The sequence below is a fragment of the Bacillus thermotolerans genome, from assembly GCF_000812025.2.
Classification (GTDB): domain Bacteria; phylum Bacillota; class Bacilli; order Bacillales; family Domibacillaceae; genus Quasibacillus; species Quasibacillus thermotolerans.
In genome coordinates this window covers 1-20,580 of record NZ_JWJE02000012.1, presented here as the reverse complement: position 1 = coordinate 20,580, position 20,580 = coordinate 1, and the positions used below count along the sequence as shown (strand labels likewise).

Below are 20,580 nucleotides of genomic sequence, written 5' to 3'. Positions count from 1 at the left end.
GGTAGAAAATTTAGAATCTTTTTCACGCGGGCTTCAATTAGAAATAGAAATGAAGGAGGAGAGTGCATGGAAGTTCAAGAAATGAAAAAACAGCCGTTTTCCAAGGTCAGTTTGGAAGAGTGGAAGAAGACAGCTGAAGCTTCCTTAAAAGGAAAGCCGCTCGAAGCGCTTCATACGGCTACATATGAGGAGATCTCTTTGAAACCGCTTTACCGTGCGGAGGATGTAGAAGACGGCGATGCTGCACAGTATCCAGGGGAACCAGATTATAGGAGAGGCTTTTTAAAAGGCGGTTATATGGAAAAGCCTTGGAGAAATGCCCATTCCCTAACAGCAGATTCGCCAGCTCAGCTGCAGGAGAAAATCTCCACGGCGATGAAAGCAGGACAGACAGCCTTATCATTTAGCGGGGAAGTATCCGCCCGTATGACGTATGGTGATTTCTCAGAATTGCCATTAGATGAACAGCCATTATACATAGACATGAAAGACCATTTTCTAGCTTTTGCTGCCTTTTTATTGAAGAAGAGAGAACAAAAGGTCAGCGGAGCTGCCGGCACGGATATCGTATCATTATACGCCCAAAAAGGATTAGTGCCGGATAAAAATATACTTAACTTATACATAGAAGCAATCAGCCAAATGAAAGAAGCGCTTCCTCAATTAAAAACCATTCGTATCGATACAGCACCGTATCAGGCAGCAGGAGCGAATGCTTATCAGGAAATCTCTATTGCTCTGGCGGAAGCGGTATTTTATATCGAGCTCTTTAAAGAAGAGGGATGGACGCCAGCTGAAATAGTAGAGAAGATGCATATTCACTTCGCGATCGGTTCTCAGTTCTTTATGGAACTAGCGAAGTTGCGCGCATTCCGCAAAGCATGGACCGCTTTATGTGAAGCATACGGGCTGGCAGGGGACAGCGTCAAAGTCACTGTTGGGGCTGAAACTTCCGCTTTTACTCTATCCCGGCTGGACCGTCATGTAAATATACTGCGCACGGGAAGTGAAGCATTCTCTGCATTGCTGGGTGGAGTGGAGTTCCTGCAAGTGACTTCATTTGACCAGGTAAATGGACAGCCATCCCCGCTTGGTGAGCGGATTGCGAGAAACATCCCGTTGATTCTGCAAAATGAATCACATGTAGATAAAGTGATTGACCCAGCAGGCGGATCGTATTACATAGAAACCTTAACATCAGAGCTCAGTCAAAAAGCGTGGGGCTATTTCACGGATATCGAGGAGGCAGGAGGCATTCTTGCTGTACTGAAAGACGGAGTTCTTCAAAAAGAACTAGCAGCTGTACTAGAGAAGAGAAAAACAGATTTAGCTCTTCGCAAAAAATCGATGATCGGTACAAATGTGTATGCTGATATCAATGAACCTGCTCCAACATCAGCACCAGTGCCTGAAGTCCTGCTGGCTAGCAAGTCCGTCTCTTCCTTTGATGAAGTGATTCAATCTGTAGAGGGTGACGTATCTGCAGCGGAGCTCCACGTGCAGGATAGCGGAGCTGAAATCATTCCTGTTAAAGCCGAGCGGCTGGCTGAGCCTTATGAAAGACTGCGTGCAAGAGCGGAAGCGCTTCGTGCGGATGGGAAGGATGTAGCGGCCGGTCTGATCTGTCTCGGAAAATTAAAGGATTTCAAGCCGCGTGCAGATTTTGTTACCGGTATGCTGGCGGTTGGCGGCATTTCAGCAAAGACAAGCGGTGAGTGTCATACGGTAGAGGAAGCCGTTCAATTTGTGAAAGACAGCAGCCTTCCTTATTACTGCATTTGCGGCGCCGATGCCTCGTATGAACAATTCGGCCCGCAGCTTGCAGAAGCGATCAAGCAATCAAAAGAGAACGTGACAGTAGACCTTGCAGGCCGCTTACCTGAGGAAGCGCAATCGGCTTGGACTCAATCAGGATTAAATGGCTCTATTTATGCCGGACAGAACATTTTAGAAAAGCTAGCTAATTTGCTTGATCTTTTGGAAGGAGAGTCAGCACATGAGTAAACCGAATTTCAAGCAGTTCACTCCCGAGCGTACGGAAAAGAAAAATGAGACACTGCAGGAGTGGAAGAAGTCTGTAGAGGAGACAGTGAAAGAATCCTATGAGAAGCTGTCATTTGAGACGAATGAAAACATTCAGCTGCAGCCTCTTTATACAAAAGAAGATACAGCAGATTTAGAGCATCTGCAGGATCTTCCAGGTGTGCCTCCGTATACGCGGGGCCCTTACCCGACGATGTACGTAAACCGTCCATGGACAGTTCGTCAATATGCAGGGTTCTCTACAGCAGAGGAAAGTAATGCGTTTTACCGGCGGAATTTAGCAATGGGCCAGAAGGGACTGTCAGTTGCCTTTGACCTGCCGACTCACCGCGGCTATGATTCCGATCATCCGCGTGTAGTAGGAGACGTAGGAAAAGCAGGGGTAGCAATTGATTCTGTGGAAGACATGAAGATTTTATTCGACGGCATTCCACTTGATCAAATGTCTGTATCAATGACGATGAACGGCGCCGTGCTGCCGGTTATGGCTTTTTACATTGTCACAGCGGAAGAGCAGGGGGTTTCTCCGGAGAAGCTTGCCGGCACAATCCAAAACGATATCTTGAAAGAATACATGGTGCGCAATACGTATATTTACCCGCCGGAAGTATCTATGCGCATTATCGCTGATATTTTTGAATACACTTCTCAAAATATGCCGAGGTTTAACAGCATCAGTATTTCGGGCTACCATATGCAGGAGGCGGGAGCGCCGGCAGACTTGGAGCTGGCTTACACGCTTGCAGATGGCTTGGAGTATGTACGTACTGGTTTAAAAGCCGGTATTGACATTGATTCCTTTGCGCCGCGTTTATCTTTCTTCTGGGCAATCGGCATGAACTATTTTATGGAAGTAGCGAAGATGAGAGCAGGGCGTCGTATCTGGGCACAGCTTATGAAGTCTTTTGAACCGAAGAATACAAAGTCTATGGCTTTACGTACGCATTCCCAAACGTCCGGCTGGAGCTTAACGGAGCAAGATCCATTTAACAATGTAACTCGTACATTGATTGAAGCGCATGCAGCGGCGATGGGACACACACAGTCTCTTCATACAAATGCGCTGGATGAGGCGATTGCTTTACCGACGGATTTCTCTGCGCGTATCGCACGCAATACCCAGCTGTACTTACAGGAAGAGACAGGCGTTACAAACGTGATTGACCCATGGGCAGGCTCTTATTACGTAGAAACATTGACAAATGAGCTAATGGAGCGTGCATGGGAGCACATTGAAGAGATTGAGTCGCTTGGAGGCATGACTAAAGCAATTGAAACCGGCCTTCCTAAAATGCGCATTGAAGAGGCGGCAACTAGACGTCAGGCACAGATTGATTCTGGCAAAGAGACTATTATTGGGGTAAATCGTTACCGCCTTGAGAAGGAAGAACCAATTGATATTCTGAATATCGATAACACGGCTGTTCGCTTAAAGCAGATTGAGCGCTTGGAACAGATGAAAGCTTCTCGAAATGAAGAAAACGTCAAGGCAGCGCTTAGCGAAATTACAAAAGCTGCGGAAACAGGAGAAGGCAACCTCCTTGCTCTTGCGGTAAATGCAGCAAGAGAAAGAGCGACACTTGGGGAGATTTCCGATGCCGTTGAAACTGTAAGCGGCAGACATAAAGCCGTTATTCGTTCTGTGAGCGGCGTGTACAGCTCTCACTTCTCCAACGAGGAAGAGATTCAAGAGGTCAAACAAATGACAGCTGAATTCAGCGAACAGGAGGGACGCCGTCCTCGCTTGCTAATGGCTAAAATGGGGCAAGATGGCCATGACCGGGGAGTTAAAGTAGTGGCTACTGCCTACGCCGATTTGGGCTTTGACGTAGATATCGGCCCGCTGTTCCAAACACCGGAAGAGACTGCACGCCAGGCAGTTGAGAACGATGTCCACGCCATCGGTGTCAGCTCACTTGCAGCCGGTCACAAGACATTGCTTCCAGCCTTGATCGAAGAGCTGAAGAAGCTGGGAAGAGAGGATATCGTTGTCTTTGCTGGCGGAGTTATTCCTGCTCAAGATTACGAGTTTCTGCGAAATGCGGGTGTAGCTGCTATTTTTGGACCTGGAACGGTTATCCCGGTTTCTGCACAGAAAATTCTAGAAGTCATTTATCAGAACCTAGGCTACGAGGAAGTGGAAGAGTAATGGATAAGAAGGAGCATCCATCTAACGAATCTGCTATGCATGTAATGAAGGGAATCTCTTCCTCCCATGATGGCTTTGCGTCTTCAAAGCGGAAGCGATTCCGCAAAAAAGCAGAGGATTTGCCGGATGTTCACGAGTTAGCTGAGAAAGTGCAGGCAGGCGGCCGCAATGACCTCGCCAAAGCGATTACTTTTATTGAAAGTAATTTACAACGTCATTATGACTATGGGCAGGAGCTGCTTCAGCAGCTCCTGCCTCATACAGGGAAGGCGATCCGTATCGGCATCACAGGTGTGCCAGGGGCTGGAAAGAGTACATTCATTGAGTCATTCGGGCATATGCTGTGCGACAGAGGGTTAAAAGTGGCTGTGCTGGCCATTGATCCAAGCTCCTCTATCTCGGGCGGCAGTATTCTTGGAGATAAGACGCGTATGGAACAGCTGGCCAAGCATCCGAATGCGTTCATTCGGCCATCGCCGTCAAGCGGCACACTGGGAGGTGTTCACCGTAAGACAAGAGAAACCATGCTTATATGTGAAGCAGCTGGCTTCGATGTGATCTTAATTGAAACGGTGGGCGTTGGACAGAGTGAATTTATCGTCCGCAGCATGGTGGATTTCTTCCTGCTTATCGTACTAACAGGAGCAGGAGATGAGCTTCAAGGGATGAAGAAAGGAATCATGGAGTTGGCGGATGCCATCGTCGTGAACAAAGCAGATGGTGCGAATAAAAAGCTGGCTGAGAAAACAAAGAGGGAATTTAATCAAGTTCTTCATATGCTGCAGCCAGCCACAAAGGGATGGGAATCGAAGGCCTTTACCTGCTCGGCAATTGAAAGAACCGGCATTCCTGAGCTTTGGGAGACAATTCAAGAGTTTGAAGAGAAAACAAAGGCCAGCGGTGTATTTGAAGAGCGCCGGCAGCTGCAGACAAGAGAATGGCTGCACACATTGATCACCGAACAGCTCAGGACCAACTTTTATAACCATCCTTATGTGAAGGGGAATTTAACTCGTATGGAATCCCAGGCCATGAGCGGGGAGGTCACTCCGGCCCAGGCGGTCGAAGAGCTGTTTTCAAACATATATAAATAAGGGTAAACAAAAAATGGCTGGTGCTCTGTGAGCACCAGCCTTAAACTAGGGAGTTTAGGGGTATGGATCTAGTTGCATTATATGTATTCCCAAATGAAACCGTTTAAAACCTTATTCTTCAAAAAAATTAAGTATGTTTATTTGAAAACACTTGGTGATTCGCTTATCATAAGGGTACATGCAAGGGAAAAGGAGTGAAGAAGATGAGTATCGATTTTAATTTTTTAATGAATGATGTCGTTCGTCAAGCTCGTGAAGAGGCTGCGGCTGCTGGATATACGCAACTACAAACGCCAGAGGAAGTAGAGCAGGCGTTTTCTAAAGAAGGTACAACTTTAGTACTCGTAAATTCTGTATGCGGCTGTGCAGGGGGGATTGCCCGTCCGGCTGCAGCTCATGCTATCCACACTGACAAGCGCCCAGATCAGCTCGTCACGGTATTTGCTGGACAGGACAAGGAAGCAACAGCTAAAGCGAGAAGCTATTTTGTCGGTTATCCACCGTCCTCACCATCTTTTGCTCTGCTGAAAGACGGCAAGCTTTGCACTATGGTGGAACGCCATGAGATTGAAGGGCACGACCCAATGTCAGTGGTGCAGAAGCTTCAGGATGCTTTTGATAAATACTGCGAAGAAGTATAAACCAACTGAAACCTTGTCATACTGATGGCAAGGTTTCTTTTGTGCGGATACGTCTTTGGGCTCAAAAGTTAGGGGAGGCACATGTATAGAATAGGATATAGAACAATAAAAAGCGCTGTCGGAATGGCATCAGCTATTATGATTGCTCAATGGATAGGGTTTGATAATTTCGCTTCGGCTGGCATTATTACTCTGCTGTGCATTCAGCGAACGAAGAAAAAATCTCTATGGGCTGCCTGGAGCCGTTTTTTAGCTTGTCTGATAGCAATTGCTTTTTCTTTTGTGTTTTTTGAAATGATTGGTTATCATGCTGTGACGATCGGCCTTTTGCTCCTATTTTTCATTCCAACGCTCGTCACCGTCGGGGTGAAAGAGGGAGTTATAACAAGCAGCGTTATTATTTTGCATATTTTCTCCGCAGGGGAAATGACAATGGATTTGGTGTTCAATGAGCTGGGTATTATTACGATCGGTATTATTGTCGCCCTCATTATGAATTTGTATATGCCGAGCGTGGAAAGAGAGCTATATACATTTCAAAGACAGATTGAGGAGAAATTTGCGGGGATTTTTCATGAAATTGCTTTATATTTACGGGATCAGAACCATCTATGGGACGGCAAAGAAATCATTGAGACAGAGAAGCTTTTAAAGGAAGGGAAAGCACTCGCTTTCCGGAACGTGGAAAATCATCTGTTAAGGGATGATACGCTGTTTTACCACTATTTCGTCATGAGGGAAAAGCAGTTCGAAATTATTGAGCGCATATTAGGAATAGTCACTTCCATTTCTTATCAAGTCAAGGCTGCTCATGTGCTTGCTGATTTTATGGATATTTTGAGTGAACGGGTTCACCCGGGAAATACAGCGTTTGTTCATCTGCATAAGCTGTACGACTTAAAGAAGGAGATCGACCAGATGGGATTGCCGAAAACAACGGAGGAATTCGAAGCAAGAGCGGCACTTTTCCAATTCATTAAAGAAATTGAACAGTACCTGGTCATTAAGAGTTCCTTTAAGGGATTAAAGGCCGATAATAATAAAGAATACAGAATACAGAAAAAAAGAAGCCTATGACGTTTTAACGTTCAAAATAGGCTTCTTTTTTTGTATGGCTTGTATCGGTTGTTCTACATTATCATGGATAGGCCGAACGATAAAGTGGAAACAAGCATAATGATTAACATAATATATACGACGACTTTCCGGATAGTCCTGTTTTGCATAAACTACCTTAACACTCCTTTATCCCGGGGGAGAGGTCTTTTCTTTAATGATAGCGAGTTTTACTTTGTTTCTCAAGGAAAAAGAAAAAATATTCAAGCATGGAGGAGGAATTTAACGATTTATGTCGAAGTTTAAAGTGTTAGAGAATTTTTAATATTGAAAGAGGTGAGATGATTGAACGGAGTGGACCACATTGGCATTGCTGTCAGCTCCTTGGAAGAAACGCTGCGTTTTTATACGGAGCAGCTCGGACTTATACATATGAAAACAGAAGAAGTACCGACCCAGAAAGTAAAGGTGGCATTTATCGATGCCGGAAATGTGAAATTGGAGCTCCTTGAGCCGTTAGATAGTGAAAGCCCAGTTGCTGTATTTATTGAAAAGCGCGGACAAGGGATTCATCATGTAGCATTTAAAGTAAATAATATTGAAGAGCGCATCCAGGAGATGAAGGAAAGAGGCATTCGCATGATCGACGAGGTGCCAAGACCAGGAGCTGGTGGAGCTGACGTCGCTTTCATGCATCCAAAAGCTGCTCATGGTGTGTTATTCGAACTTTGTGAGAAGAGCAAGACGGAAGGAGAATAAAAAGTTATGACCACCCAAGATATTTTCACAAGCATCAATGAACTGTATGACCGGCGCCGCGAGGTAGAGCTTGGCGGTGGTGATGAACGCATCGAGAAGCAGCACGAAAGAGGAAAGCTGACAGCACGCGAGCGTATTGAACTGCTTCTTGATCCCGGTACTTTTGTTGAGGTAAATCCATTTATTGAACATCGCAGCACTGATTTCGGTCTGGCTGATGTTAAAGGTCCGGGAGATGGTGTAGTCACAGGCTACGGAAAGGTGAATGGCCGTCCTGTTTATTTATTTTCACAGGACTTTACGGTATTTGGCGGCGCCCTTGGAGAAATGCATGCCAAGAAAATCGCTAACGTTATGGATATGGCAGCGAAAAATGGCGCACCGTTCATCGGCTTAAATGATTCAGGCGGCGCTCGTATTCAAGAAGGGGTTGTTTCGCTGGACGGATATGGCCACATTTTTTATCGTAATGCCATTTATTCAGGTGTAATTCCGCAAATCTCGGTTATCATGGGACCTTGCGCGGGAGGAGCGGTTTATTCACCAGCAATCACTGACTTCGTATTCATGGTCGATAAAACGAGCCAAATGTTTATTACAGGGCCAAAGGTTATTGAAACTGTAACAGGCGAAAAAATTACATCCGAGGATCTCGGGGGATCAAAAGTACATAATTCTATTAGTGGAAACGCTCATTTCCGCGGAGGTTCCGAAGAAGAAGTGCTGGAAATGGTACGGGCGTTAATTGGTTATTTGCCACAGAACAACGAAGAAAAACCACCGCGGCTGGAACACAATGAAGAAGATGATTATCGTGAAGATATTACAGATATCGTTCCATTCGACGGATTGCGTCCGTATGACGTAAGAAAAGTAGTAGAGCAAGTTGTAGATGAAGGCTCTTTCACGGAAGTACAAAAGGAATTTGCTAAAAATATTGTTGTTGGTTTCGCGCGTGTGAAGGGAGAAGCTGTTGGTCTTGTATGCAACCAGCCAAAGTTTATGGCAGGAGGGCTCGATATTGATTCCTCTGACAAAGCTTCCCGTTTCATCCGTTTCTGTGATTCATTCAATATTCCGCTTATTACATTTGAGGATGTATCCGGTTTCTTCCCTGGCGTTAAGCAGGAACATGGCGGCATTATCCGTCATGGTGCGAAGATTCTATATGCGTATTCAGAAGCAACGGTTCCAAAGATCACGGTTATTTTGCGTAAAGCTTATGGAGGCGCTTACGTAGCTTTAAACAGTAAGTCGATCGGTGCTGATTTAGTTTTCTCTTGGCCAAATGCAGAAATCGCTGTTATGGGACCTCAAGGAGCGGCAAATATTATTTTTGCCAGAGAAATTGCGAACAGTGACAATCCAGAAGAAACAAGAGCCAAGAAGATTGAAGAATACCGGGAGAAATTTGCTAACCCTTATGTAGCTGCTTCTCACGGTATGGTAGATGATGTAATCGATCCGCGTGAAACACGCATTAAGCTTATTCAAGCTCTTGAAATGATGAGAACGAAAAAGGAAGACCGTCCGAAGAAGAAACACGGAAACATTCCTTTATAATTTTTTCAGCCCATCTGGCGGCCTCTATGCGCCAGATGGGCATTTTTGGTTACAAATATTTGGCATAGCCTGGTGAGAAGGCGTATACTGTAAGGGAGATAATAAACATAACGAGGCGAAAGAACGGAGGTACATACGATGATTAATAAGGAACGGATACTCAATGAATTCCTTGAGCTTGTGCAGATAGATTCAGAGACAAAAAATGAAGCTGAAATTGCAAAGATATTAAAAAGCAAATTTGAAGAGCTGGGCGTTCATGTATATGAAGATGACTCATCCAGCCGGACAGGCCACGGAGCTGGGAACTTGATTTGCACGCTTGAAGCAACGAAGGACGGGGTGGATCCGATTTATTTTACTTCGCACATGGATACAGTTGTGCCAGGTGCTGGCGTGAAGCCAAGCGTGAAAGATGGGTATGTTGTAACGGACGGCACAACGATCCTTGGAGCAGATGATAAAGCAGGTTTAGCGGCCATGCTGGAGCTTGTGAAGGTATTAAGGGAAGAAAACCTTGGACACGGAACGATCCAATTTATTATTACTGCAGGAGAAGAATCGGGCCTTGTGGGAGCCAAGGCACTGGATCCGTCTCTTATAAAGGCGAAGTTTGGCTATGCCCTGGACAGCGATGGCACGGTAGGAAAAATCATTGTCGCTGCACCGACACAGGCGAAGGTTAAGGCAGAGCTATTCGGAAAGACCGCTCACGCTGGTGTAGCTCCTGAAAAAGGTGTGTCTGCTATTAACATTGGAGCGAAAGCGATTGCTAAAATGCCGCTTGGACGCATTGATGAAGAAACAACAGCAAATATTGGACGGTTCGAAGGTGGGCAGGCGACAAATATTGTCTGTGATTACGTTCAAATTCTTGCTGAGGCCCGCTCGCTTGTCCCAGAAAAGATGGAAGCGCAAGTAACAGCCATGAAGGAAGCCTTTGAACAGACAGCAGAGACATTGGGCGGCCGTGCAAATGTAGAAGTAGATGTCATGTATCCTGGATTTAAATTCAGCGATGGTGATCATGTGGTGGAGATCGCTAAGAAGGCAGCTGAGCGCATTGGCCGGCCTAGCGAGCTATTGACAAGCGGGGGAGGCAGTGATGCCAATGTGATCGCTGGTTTTGGGATCCCGACTGTCAATTTAGCAGTAGGGTATGAAGAAATTCATACGAAAAATGAGAGAATGCCTGTTGAAGAGCTAGTAAAGCTCGCGGAAATGGCTGTTGCCATTGTGGCGATCACAGCAGAAGAAGCGAACTGATGAAGGAGAAAAGAAGCGAGGCCTGTTTCGGGCCTCGCTTCTTTTTATATAGTCTGCTGTATCTTTAAAATAGCTTCTTTTAAAATACGTACAAATTCATTGATTTCCTGCTCATTAATGATAAGCGGCGGTGAGAAGACGATCGTGTCTGAGTCGCCAAATACGACGTTTCTTAAGATAAGACCGCGCTTTCTCGCTTCTGCAATAATTTGCGGAGACAGCTTTTGAGAAGCACGTTCATTTGTATTCTGATCCTTTACTATTTCGACTGCTCCGATTAAGCCGAGAGCACGTACTTCACCAACGATGGATGTTTCCGCTTGAAGGGCTTTTAATTTTTTGTAGAGAAAAGCCCCCATTTCTTTCGAGTTCTGAACGAGGTTCTCTCTTTCTAAAATTTCAAGATTTTTCAAGCTCACTGCACATGCCGTTGGATGACCGCTATAGGTAAAGCCATGCAGCAGCGTACCTTCCGACAGCTTGATTAAGTCTTGATGAATATGATCGCGTACAATCACTGCGCCAAGTGGAATATAACCGCTGGAGATCCCTTTTGCGAGCAGCATTACATCTGGAACAACGCCCCAGTGCTCACAAGCAAACATTTTGCCTGTGCGGCCAAATCCGGTAATGACTTCATCGGCAATCAATAAAACATTATATTCGTCACAGATTTTGCGGATCTCCTGGAAGTAGCCATCCGGCGGAATATTGACTCCTCCTGCCCCTTGTACCGGCTCGGCCAGGAAGGCTGCAACGGTATCGGCTCCTTCCCGTTCGATTGTCTTTCTTAAAGCTTCTGGAGAGAAGTCTTCCGTATGGATAAATCCACCCGCTAGAGAAGTAGTCATATGATGGAAATCCTCAATTCCAGTGGCACTGGTAGAAGCCCCTGCTACTCCGTGGTACGCTCTCTTGCGGGCAATAATCTTCGTCTTATTTGGCTGACCTTTTATTTTCCAATAATGGCGGACAAGTTTATAGGATGTATCATTCGATTCCGAGCCGCCAGAAGTAAAGAAGACCGCATTTAAATCACCTGGTGTCATTTCTGCCAGTTTGGCAGCCAGCCGGATCGCCGGCTCGTTACTAAAGGTGGCAAAGCTTGAAGCGAACGGGAGTCTTTCTAGCTGCTCTTTAGCTGCTTCCGCCAGTTCTTTGCGCCCGTAGCCGACATTTACATTCCAAAGCGAGGCCATTCCTTCTATATAAGTTTTGCCGTTTATATCAGTGACGTACACACCGCTTCCTTCTTTAAATATGACAGCCGGTCCATTCTCCTGCTGTTCTTTAATAGAAGAAGTCGGATGAATAAAATGCTTCTTATCCAATTCAGATAATTGACCCGTTAACGCTGTTTGTATAGTCATCAATTGTCACCTCGTAATTTTTTAGTAGACGCGCCTCATCCAGGTTATATAGAGAAGCAGCTTCGGTCAGCCGTATTTTCAAAAGCAGCTAAAATATGTTCAGCCAGGCTGTGTAGCCTTTCATATTCAGATAGATAATAGTAGCTTACAATAATCAGAAAAATTTGTAAATAAGTCATTTGACTAGTCAGACACGTAACTGCGGGGAGGAAAATGGCTAGGAGAATGAATGTTCTTCTTCCTTAATTCAGGGTATAATAAGGAAGAACTTGTTTGTAAGTAGAAGGAAGTGGAGAGATTGAAGCGCTTCTATCCAAGGAATGGACGCGTCATTCTGCATGTAGATATGAACAGTTTTTATGCGTCAGTAGAAATAGCCCACAATCCTTCATTGAAAGGGCTGCCTCTTGCTATTGCCGGACAGCCTGAGGAACGGAAAGGTATCATTGTGACATGCAGCTATGAGGCAAGGGCTTTCGGAATCAAAACGACCATGCCTGTGTGGCAGGCGAAACGGCTTTGTCCGCACTTAGTCATTTTACCACCGGACTTTAATAAATACCGTCAGGCTTCTGCGTATATGTTTCAGCTTTTGAGGGAGTACACTCCTCTTGTCGAGCCTGTCTCGATCGACGAGGGGTATATGGATATTACGGAGAGCTATTCACTTGGGAAGCCGATAGACATTGCTAGGAAGATTCAGGCCCGATTGCTTCAGGAGCTAAAGCTTCCCTCAAGCATCGGCATCGCTCCAAATAAATTCCTGGCGAAAATGGCTTCTAATATGCAAAAACCGCTGGGGTTGACTGTTTTGCGAAAGAGGGAAGTTCCTTCCGTTTTATGGCCGAAGCCAGTGATTGAGATGCATGGCATAGGAAGAAAGACCGCAGATAAGCTGGCACTGATGGGGATCTCCACTATTGGAGACTTAGCCGCTATAGATAATTATTCAATTCGGCAGCAGCTCGGTATACGAGGTGTACGCTTAAAAGAATATGCTAATGGAGAGGACCGCCGCAAGGTAGACCCGAAAGCAGCAGAAGAATTTAAAAGTGTCGGCCAATCGATGACTCTTCCTAAGGACGAAACGAAGCAGCAGGAGCTTCTAAAGGTGCTTCAGCAGCTAGCTGACAGGACGGCTGCTCGCCTAAAAAGAAAGGGCGTACTTGGAAGTACTGTGACGTTAACTATTCGTTATAAAGATTGGCATACGATTACACGCACGAAGAGGTTAACGAAACCGGTCGAACAAGCAGCACATATTTGGGCGGCTGCTAAAGCGCTGCTGCTCACCCATTGGAATGGGAATGGTGTTCGCCTCTTAGGTATCACAGTCCAGGACATTGTTGAAAGAGAGCAGGCGGATATTCAGCTTGACTTATTTTCTTATGAAGAAGAGGCGAAAAAGGGAGCGCTCAACGAATTAATAGATGGTATCCGTCAAAAGCATGGAGAAGATATCATTCATAAAGGAGTTCACTCCCATCAAAAAGGCCGCCCCAAGAAAGGGAAACGGCCCGATGGTCAGTTGGAATAATGAAAGCAGCTTTTTGAGAAGAGAGAAAGATGAGGTATTGATAATCAGGAGAGTTGATTCTCCTCCTGCAGCCAAATAGATCTTTTATCAACGGGACGAGAGTGGGCAACAACAAGACCTACATTTGTTTCGGATTCATCATGGTCTACAAGCAAGTAGGGGATATGATATTGGATCGCTAAATGGATATAGGGAGTTAAGTAAGTATAGTCAAGGTCGCTGCTTAAGCGCATTTCTCCTTCCTTAATTAGAGATACCCAGTCTTCTACTTCTTTTTTTCCTTGCTCCTTATAAATTTGCTTGGCCGTTAGAACTCCTTCGATCTGTTCTCTGTGCATACCTAAGTATTCTTGCGGTTCAATAGGCGAAGTGTCAGTCAGCTGTTCAAAAACCAGCTTGAGCCTTCTCAAATAAGTCTCCTCCTTTAGCGTAGACATTCATTTATATATACCCCTCCGAAAAGTATTTAAAATGCTGTTTTTTGTTTTTTTATGAGATTTCTGGCTGAACTGTGTGTAACAGCAGACACAGAAGGCTTGCACCCGATGAGAAGGGAAGTTGATTGAGAGGATGTGGTAAAGATGGAACTATTGTTTTTAGGGACAGGAGCGGGCGTGCCGGGAAAATTACGAAATGTCAGCTCCTTGGCTTTGAAGATGCTGAACGAACGAGGGGCGGTATGGCTGTTTGATTGCGGAGAGGCGACCCAGCATCAAATATTGCACACTTCATTAAAGCCTCGGCGTATTGAGAAGATCTTTATTACTCATTTACATGGAGATCATATTTTTGGCCTGCCTGGTTTACTAGGCAGCCGCTCATTTCAAGGGGGAGAACTGCCGCTTACGGTGTACGGACCAGAAGGAACCCGGGAATTCCTTCAAACAGCCTTGAATATAAGTAAAACAAGACTCCAATATGAGCTTACTATTGAAGAGGTAGAGGAGGGAGTCATTTTTGAGGATGAGCAGTTTATTGTGGAGGCTCGTCGTCTAGAGCACGGTATTGCTTCCTATGGATATCGGATTTGTGAAAAGGATAAGCCAGGAGCGCTGCTAGTAGATGAATTAAGAAAGGATAATATACCGCCAGGACCTATATACAAAGACATCAAAGCAGGCCGGTCAGTTGAGCTGGAGGATGGGCGCATTATCCAGCCGCATAAGTATATGGGGCCGCCTCAGAAGGGAAGAATCCTGGCGATTCTTGGAGATACAAGACCATGCAAGGCAGCTGTGATGCTGGCTAAAGAGGCAGATGTGCTGGTACATGAAGCTACGTTCTCAGCTGAAACGCCGCAAATGGCGCATGACTACTTTCATTCCACGACTGTACAGGCTGCGCAAATTGCTGAAGAAGCAGGAGCAAAGGTTCTCGTGTTGAACCACATTAGCTCTAGATATACAAAGGAAGAAGCAAAGGGGTTAAAAGGAGAAGCAGAAACAGTATTCAAGCCTGTCGTGCTGGCGCATGACTTTATGGAGGTTCCCGTTCAATAGAAAAGGAGCAGCTGATCAGCTGCTCCTTTTCTCTCCTATTGCCACCCGCGTTCATATTGTTTGGGCGGATCAATCTGTGTTCTCAATTCTCTTGCAGCTGTACGCGGCCAATACGGATCACGCAACAGCTCGCGTCCAAGGAAGATTAAATCGGCGCGTTCATTCCGCAGAATCTCTTCTGCTTGCATCGCCGAGTTGATCATGCCGACAGCACCGGTTGGAATATCAGCCCCATGCTTAATTGTTTCGGCAAATTTCACCTGATACCCTGGGAAAGACTGGATCTTAGCAGGGACAACGGCACCTGAACTTGTATCGATGAGATCAACACCCAGCTCTTTCAGCTGCTGAGCAATTGGTACATAATCCTCTGCTGTTAACCCCTCGGGATGGTAGTCGCTGGCGGATACGCGAACAAACAATGGCCCGTTCCAAACTTTTTTCACTTCGGTGATGATTTCCGTTAAGAAGCGCAGACGATTGGCAGGGCTCCCGCCGTATTCATCTTCCCGGTGGTTTGTAAGCGGAGAGAGGAATTCATTGATCAAATAGCCGTGCGCGCCATGCAGTTCAATGATGTCGAAACCAGCTTTCTTTGCCCGGCGTGCACCATCAGCAAAGGCCTGCACTGTCCGCTCGATATCCTCTTTCGTCATTTCTTTCGGCGTTCTCATCGTCTCATCAAATGCTAGAGCGGAAGGGGCTAGAATTTCACCTCTTACTTCCGCTTTTCGGCCAGCATGAGCGAGCTGAATAGCTGTCTTTGCCCCATGAGGCTTGATTAAAGAGACGAGGCGCTTGAGTCCGTCAATATGCTCGTCGCTCCAAATGCCCAGGTCCCGTTCTGAAATACGGCCCTCTGGCGTAACACCAGTCGCTTCCACCATGATTAAACCAACTTGGCCGACGGCCCGGGCTGGATAATGAACAAGGTGCCAATCGTTCACTTTTCCGTCCTGTTCCGCCGAGTACATGCACATCGGTGACATGACGATCCGGTTTTTAAGTGTTACATCTTTAATTGTATACGGTTCAAATAACTTTCTTGCCATCAGAATCCTCCTTTAGTGTCCGATTCCATTATAGCAAGATCGTTTCTTCGACCAAAATGATCGGCTTATTTCTATTGTTGAATTGGGTTTTTGTAAGGAAGGCCAAGACGTTTAGATTGAGCCGTTGCTTCTGTAATACAGCGGACAAAGGCCTGCTTTACCTCTTTGTTTTCTAAAATATGAATGCCTGCTTCCGTTGTGCCGCCCGGGCTCATCACTGCTTTTCGCAGTTGTTCTGCTTCACCGTCTGTCGCTGAAAGCATCTCAGCTGCACCAAGCAAGGTTTGAATGATGAGCGGTTTAGCGACTTCCTTTTCGAGGCCAATCTCTTCTGCTGCCTGCTCCATCGCTTCTGCGACATAATAAATATAGGCAGGGCCGCTCCCTGATAAGCCAGTTACAGCATCCAGCTGCTCCTCTTTTACGATTTTCGTTAAACCAATAGAAGAGAAGAGAGCCAGCGCTGTCATCTTTTGTTCTTCGGTGACGTGCTCATTCAGGGCAATCGCTGTAGCAGATTTGCCAATAGTGGCCGAAGTGTTTGGCATGGCTCGAATGATGGCGTGAGAAGCGCTTGTTTCGTGTGCAATAAAATCAATTGTTACTCCTGCCATTAAAGATATAATAAGTGCGGATGGAGAGAGATGCTTTTTCACTTTTTGGATCGCATCCTTTGCATCCTTCGGCTTAGTGGCTAGCACCACGATATGGCTATCTTTAAGGATTTCAGCCGTATCATAGCTCGTATGAATCCCGTAGCGCGATTTAAGCTCCTCTAGTCTTTCTTTATTACATTTATTGATTACGTGAATTTGATCAGCAGCCAATGCCCCGCTGGAAATAGCTCCGGTGATCACGGCTTCTGCCATAGAGCCGGCACCAATGAATGCTGTCTTCATTTTGATTATCCTCCTTCATGATGAGTATGTTCTGTTATAGGCCGTAAAATAAAAAACACCCTTTCATCCTTGATGTAAAGGACGAAAGGGTGTTGCTTCCGTGGTACCACCTTTGTTTGCAGACTAATGCCTGCACACTCGATTCCCGTTAACGCCGGGGGAAACGTTTAGGTTTGCCTAAAAGCTCGAAAGGCAGGTTCAATAAATAAGCGGGTGATGGAGCTTTTCAGCCAACGGGCTCCACTCTCTTGCACCATTATTTATTTACTGGTCCTTTGTCGATGCTTTTTTCTATATAACACACACATTCAGAACAAAATTATATTTACTAGTGATTATGAGGAATGTGATGCCTCTTGTCAAGAGAGAATTTTCTGTTTATTTCTACCTGTGTTGTTTGTTATGTGAAAATAATGACAATTGCTGTAGAACTCGCTACAATTGATAGGAGTATTCTCTTGTTGATATAACGCTTTCTTTCTTAGCGGAAGATAAGCGATAGAGCTGTAAGAAAAGGTGGAGTGCATTCATGAATACAGAACAGTTTGGCGATATTATAAAAATTACACTTCCGACTCCTTTCCCGGTCGGGGACGTAAATGTATTTCTAATTAAGGGGGATAGGCTGACGCTTGTTGATGCGGGTACGAAGACAGCCGCTTCTTTTGAAGCGCTTGTTTCCGGATTGGCGGACATCGGCTATAAAGTGGAGGACATCGAGCAGGTGCTTCTGACTCATCATCATCCGGATCATACTGGCCTGCTTGATTTTCTTCCGAGAGACATTGATCGAATCGGTCATCCTTATTGTGCTAATTGGGTAGTGAAGGATGAAGCCTTCCTTAGCTCTGCGATGGAATTTTATCGGGCTCTGTTCCGTGAAAGCGGCGTGCCTGCTGAAGCTGAACCGATGCTGAAAAGGATTCAGGCGCCTTTAAAGTTCAGCAGCGGAGAGAGTCCGCTGACGTTAGAAATAAAAGAGGGCAGCCCGCTGCCAGGGCTTGCAGACTGGCAGGTGTTTGAAGTGCCAGGCCATGCCCAGAGTCATCTCGCTTTCTACCGGGAAAAGGATGGTGCAATGGTCGGCGGCGACCATGTGCTAGCGAAGATTTCTTCGAATCCTCTCTTAGAGCCTCCGCTCAACTATGGAGAAGAACGGCCAAAACCGCTATTGCAGTATAATCATTCTTTAAAGAGAGTGATGGGTCTTCCGGTGGATACGATTTATACGGGGCATGGAGCAGAAGTAAAAAATGCAAATGCATTAATTGCAAGCCGGTTTGAGCGTCAGCACGATCGTGCCATGTTCGTAAAAGATATGATTGAAGAACAGTCTCTCACTGCGTTTGACATATGCGTGCGGTTATTCCCGACAGTTTATAAAAGAGAGCTGGACTTAACAATGTCTGAAACGATCGGCCAGCTTGATTATTTGCTTGATATTGGAGCCGCTGGGGTCGAGAAAAACGAGCAGGGTGTTTATTCTTATTTCTCATGGTAGAAGGAGGAGGACGCATGGGCCGTCTAAAAGGCAAAACAGTGTTGATTACCGGTGCATCAAGCGGTCTTGGAGTTGAAATGGCAAGGCAGGCAGCGCAGGAAGGAGCCAGCCTCATTCTTCTTGCCCGCCGCCTGGACCGGTTAAAGAAAGTAAAGGAAGAGATCGGCCGTACACTTCCAGTGGATATCCAGATTCATAGCGTGGACGTTAGCCGAAAGGAGGAGGTAGAGTATGTTTTCGGACAAATCATAGAAAAAGTTCCCGCGATTGATATCCTTGTCAATAATGCGGGCTTTGGTGTGTTCAATGAAGCACACGAGGCGAAGTGGGAGGAAACGGAAGCGATGTTTAAAGTCAATGTTCTTGGCCTAATTGCTTGTACGCAGATGGTAATTCCCCATATGAAGGCGCGGCGGAGCGGGCATATTATCAATATCGCTTCCCAGGCAGGGAAAATGGCTACCCCGAAGTCCAGCATTTACGCGGCTACTAAGCATGCGGTGCTTGGTTATACGAACAGTCTGCGAATGGAGCTTGCCCGTGATGGTGTGCATGTAACAGCTGTGAATCCCGGTCCAATCGCAACGGAATTTTTTACGACTGCTGATCCGTCCGGCTCTTATGCGAGAAGCGTAGAAAGATGGATGCTGAAGCCTGAGCAAGTAGCAAGGGAAGTCATCAGAGCGATGGGAACGCAAAAAAGAGAGATTAACCTGCCGAGATGGATGAACGCGGGAAGCATCCTTCATACGTTATTTCCAGGCACGGTAGAACGGCTCGGCCGTAAAGCCTTTTTTAAGAAATGACTTAATGTTTGCCAGATCAATCGGCCCCTGCTATTTCGATATTAACAAGGAGCTGAATAGTCGGTTCATCCCCTTGCAAGAAATTCATATACCTCGTCTTCAATAATTTCATATAGTTCGCCGTCTTCTGCCAATTGGTGTTTATAAATACGGAGCAAAAGCTCTTCATAAACTACTTCTAATTCAGATTCTTCGATATGAAATTCGTATTGGCGGAGACATTGTTTAATTTTTCTCTTTATAAATAATGAGTCCAGCATCATTCACCCCCGTTATAGGAAAAAGCAAAAATTGGACAGCTGCCTGTTTGTGTTCTGAGGCTGCGAGCGGTAAAGGGAAGCAACAGCTGTTCTAGAAGCTCATGCTTGTCATTTGTAAATTTTTGATTATAAATAAGAAGAGAAAAAAGCAATACACAGAAATAGAAAGGGGATAACATGAACATACATATAACGGAACGAGCGGCAGAAAGACTTGAAAGCAAACTTGAGAGCGGTACGTATTTAAAGCTTCATTACGATACGGAAGGCTGCGGCTGCGGGGTAAATGGTGTCCCTGTTTTGTGGATCGTTGATGAGGCAGCCGAGGGAGATGTCAAAATACAAACAAATGCCATGCCGGTTCTTGTAGAAGCCTCACAAATGGTCTTTTTTGCAGAGAAGCTGACTATCGGTGTTTCGGGAGCTAACCTGTATCGGCTGAGCAGTCCCGAAGAGATTTTAAACGGACAGATGAACCTGATGAAACGAACATAACACCCTCCCGCTTAAGAAGGAGGGCACTGAAAAACTTACGTTTTTTATTCTGCAAATTCAAATGAATACAAAAAGGCAATTTTCCACCTGTTTTTCAAGCGGAAAATTGCCTTTTTCCTTTTCTTTTTTTATTCCTTTTCATTAAGGAGTTTCAAAATTCGCTTGAGGTTTACTGCAAATATCGCTGTGGCTCCTTGAATTTCCATACCAAATAGACCCGCAGATGTTGCTGTTTCATACCCGTGTCTATGTTTTAACTCACTATTTTTTGCTTCAATTTTATAACGAGAGCGTGCATGTTCTCTAAATTCTTCACTATTTTGAAATGCTTCCTGTTCCTTATGTTCTGTGGATTTTATTGAAACAGAATATGTTTTACTTTTTGCCCCTTCTTTATAACAGCCATCACGGAACGGACATACTGCACATTTTTTAATATCAAAGTAATAGGTGTCTTTTTGATTTTTCCCTTGTTCTTTCTTTCCCGTTCGTGCTTTTCGTATTGCCATGTGACCTGCTTTACAAACGTACAAACCTGCATCTTTATTAAACTCAAACTCATCCTCTTTAGCACGTCCACCTTGTGTAAT

The 20,580-nt window shown here is 45.4% G+C and carries 20 protein-coding genes and 1 other annotated feature; of the genes, 13 read left to right on the top strand and 7 right to left on the bottom strand.

What is annotated here, in order from left to right; genetic code table 11:
• The first annotated feature begins 66 nt into the window (after nt 1–66).
• The 5 genes from QY97_RS06610 (at nt 67) to QY97_RS06590 (ending at nt 7,004) form a co-directional block, all read left to right on the top strand.
• Nucleotides 67–2,004: a methylmalonyl-CoA mutase family protein gene (locus QY97_RS06610; RefSeq protein ID WP_039233685.1), complete on the top strand. Its 1,938-nt coding sequence runs from the start codon at nt 67–69 to the stop codon at nt 2,002–2,004.
• Nucleotides 1,997–4,192, top strand: coding sequence for a methylmalonyl-CoA mutase (scpA, locus tag QY97_RS06605; RefSeq protein ID WP_039233684.1), 2,196 nt, complete (start codon nt 1,997–1,999; stop codon nt 4,190–4,192). Before QY97_RS06610 ends, scpA begins: the two co-directional genes overlap by 8 nt.
• Nucleotides 4,192–5,286 carry a methylmalonyl Co-A mutase-associated GTPase MeaB gene (meaB, locus tag QY97_RS06600; protein ID WP_039233683.1) on the top strand — a complete coding sequence of 365 codons (1,095 nt, stop codon included), beginning with the start codon at nt 4,192–4,194 and terminating at the stop codon, nt 5,284–5,286. Before scpA ends, meaB begins: the two co-directional genes overlap by 1 nt.
• 203 nt (nt 5,287–5,489) lie before the next feature.
• Entirely contained in the window at nt 5,490–5,927 is a 438-nt protein-coding gene (locus tag QY97_RS06595) for a BrxA/BrxB family bacilliredoxin (protein WP_039233681.1), read from the top strand.
• Between the two features lie 81 nt (nt 5,928–6,008).
• Nucleotides 6,009–7,004, top strand: coding sequence for an aromatic acid exporter family protein (locus tag QY97_RS06590; RefSeq protein ID WP_039233676.1), 996 nt, complete (start codon nt 6,009–6,011; stop codon nt 7,002–7,004).
• A 53-nt stretch (nt 7,005–7,057) separates the two neighbouring features.
• Here QY97_RS06590 and prli42 read toward each other — a convergent pair whose 3' ends face one another.
• Complete coding sequence (prli42, locus tag QY97_RS20970; protein ID WP_156994624.1) at nt 7,058–7,153, bottom strand: stressosome-associated protein Prli42; 96 nt, start codon at nt 7,151–7,153, stop codon at nt 7,058–7,060.
• 175 nt (nt 7,154–7,328) lie between these two features.
• Here prli42 and mce point away from each other — a divergent pair, with 175 nt between their 5' ends.
• The 3 genes from mce (at nt 7,329) to QY97_RS06575 (ending at nt 10,571) form a co-directional block, all read left to right on the top strand.
• Nucleotides 7,329–7,742, top strand: coding sequence for a methylmalonyl-CoA epimerase (gene mce, locus QY97_RS06585; protein WP_039233674.1), 414 nt, complete (start codon nt 7,329–7,331; stop codon nt 7,740–7,742).
• A 6-nt stretch (nt 7,743–7,748) separates the two neighbouring features.
• Nucleotides 7,749–9,305, top strand: a complete 1,557-nt coding sequence (locus QY97_RS06580; RefSeq protein ID WP_039233672.1) for an acyl-CoA carboxylase subunit beta — start codon at nt 7,749–7,751, stop codon at nt 9,303–9,305.
• Between the two features lie 138 nt (nt 9,306–9,443).
• Nucleotides 9,444–10,571: a M20/M25/M40 family metallo-hydrolase gene (locus tag QY97_RS06575; RefSeq protein WP_039233669.1), complete on the top strand. Its 1,128-nt coding sequence runs from the start codon at nt 9,444–9,446 to the stop codon at nt 10,569–10,571.
• A gap of 44 nt (nt 10,572–10,615) precedes the next feature.
• Here the strand turns inward: QY97_RS06575 and QY97_RS06570 are convergent, their stop codons facing one another.
• Nucleotides 10,616–11,941 carry an aminotransferase family protein gene (locus QY97_RS06570; protein WP_039233667.1) on the bottom strand — a complete coding sequence of 442 codons (1,326 nt, stop codon included), beginning with the start codon at nt 11,939–11,941 and terminating at the stop codon, nt 10,616–10,618.
• Between the two features lie 298 nt (nt 11,942–12,239).
• Here QY97_RS06570 and QY97_RS06565 point away from each other — a divergent pair, with 298 nt between their 5' ends.
• Nucleotides 12,240–13,478 carry a DNA polymerase IV gene (locus QY97_RS06565; protein ID WP_046128689.1) on the top strand — a complete coding sequence of 413 codons (1,239 nt, stop codon included), beginning with the start codon at nt 12,240–12,242 and terminating at the stop codon, nt 13,476–13,478.
• Nucleotides 13,479–13,522: 44 nt separating this feature from the next.
• Here QY97_RS06565 and QY97_RS06560 read toward each other — a convergent pair whose 3' ends face one another.
• Complete coding sequence (locus tag QY97_RS06560) at nt 13,523–13,888, bottom strand: DUF1694 domain-containing protein (protein ID WP_039233665.1); 366 nt, start codon at nt 13,886–13,888, stop codon at nt 13,523–13,525.
• Nucleotides 13,889–14,059: 171 nt separating this feature from the next.
• On the opposite strand from QY97_RS06560, the gene rnz reads away from it, so the two are divergent.
• The gene (gene rnz, locus QY97_RS06555; protein WP_039233663.1) at nt 14,060–14,977 is read left to right on the top strand and encodes a ribonuclease Z; all 918 of its coding nucleotides are present in this window, start codon (nt 14,060–14,062) and stop codon (nt 14,975–14,977) included.
• Between the two features lie 35 nt (nt 14,978–15,012).
• Here rnz and namA read toward each other — a convergent pair whose 3' ends face one another.
• Nucleotides 15,013–16,029 carry an NADPH dehydrogenase NamA gene (gene namA, locus QY97_RS06550; protein ID WP_039233658.1) on the bottom strand — a complete coding sequence of 339 codons (1,017 nt, stop codon included), beginning with the start codon at nt 16,027–16,029 and terminating at the stop codon, nt 15,013–15,015.
• Nucleotides 16,030–16,100: 71 nt separating this feature from the next.
• Nucleotides 16,101–16,928 carry a pyrroline-5-carboxylate reductase gene (proC, locus tag QY97_RS06545; RefSeq protein WP_039233657.1) on the bottom strand — a complete coding sequence of 276 codons (828 nt, stop codon included), beginning with the start codon at nt 16,926–16,928 and terminating at the stop codon, nt 16,101–16,103.
• Between the two features lie 74 nt (nt 16,929–17,002).
• Nucleotides 17,003–17,219, bottom strand: a binding site (T-box leader).
• A 238-nt stretch (nt 17,220–17,457) separates the two neighbouring features.
• Here proC and QY97_RS06540 point away from each other — a divergent pair.
• Nucleotides 17,458–18,429 (top strand): MBL fold metallo-hydrolase, encoded by a 972-nt coding sequence (locus tag QY97_RS06540; RefSeq protein WP_039233656.1) that lies wholly within the window; start codon nt 17,458–17,460, stop codon nt 18,427–18,429.
• Nucleotides 18,430–18,443: 14 nt separating this feature from the next.
• Nucleotides 18,444–19,235 carry an SDR family NAD(P)-dependent oxidoreductase gene (locus tag QY97_RS06535; RefSeq protein WP_039233655.1) on the top strand — a complete coding sequence of 264 codons (792 nt, stop codon included), beginning with the start codon at nt 18,444–18,446 and terminating at the stop codon, nt 19,233–19,235.
• A gap of 65 nt (nt 19,236–19,300) precedes the next feature.
• Here QY97_RS06535 and QY97_RS06530 read toward each other — a convergent pair whose 3' ends face one another.
• Nucleotides 19,301–19,495 (bottom strand): YqzH family protein, encoded by a 195-nt coding sequence (locus tag QY97_RS06530; protein ID WP_039233653.1) that lies wholly within the window; start codon nt 19,493–19,495, stop codon nt 19,301–19,303.
• Between the two features lie 177 nt (nt 19,496–19,672).
• Here QY97_RS06530 and QY97_RS06525 point away from each other — a divergent pair, with 177 nt between their 5' ends.
• Nucleotides 19,673–19,990 carry an iron-sulfur cluster biosynthesis family protein gene (locus QY97_RS06525; RefSeq protein ID WP_039233651.1) on the top strand — a complete coding sequence of 106 codons (318 nt, stop codon included), beginning with the start codon at nt 19,673–19,675 and terminating at the stop codon, nt 19,988–19,990.
• A 128-nt stretch (nt 19,991–20,118) separates the two neighbouring features.
• On the opposite strand, the gene QY97_RS06520 is transcribed toward QY97_RS06525, so the two are convergent.
• Nucleotides 20,119–20,580, bottom strand: a 462-nt coding sequence (locus QY97_RS06520) for a transposase (RefSeq protein WP_046128688.1), incomplete at its 5' end; no start/stop codon positions are given.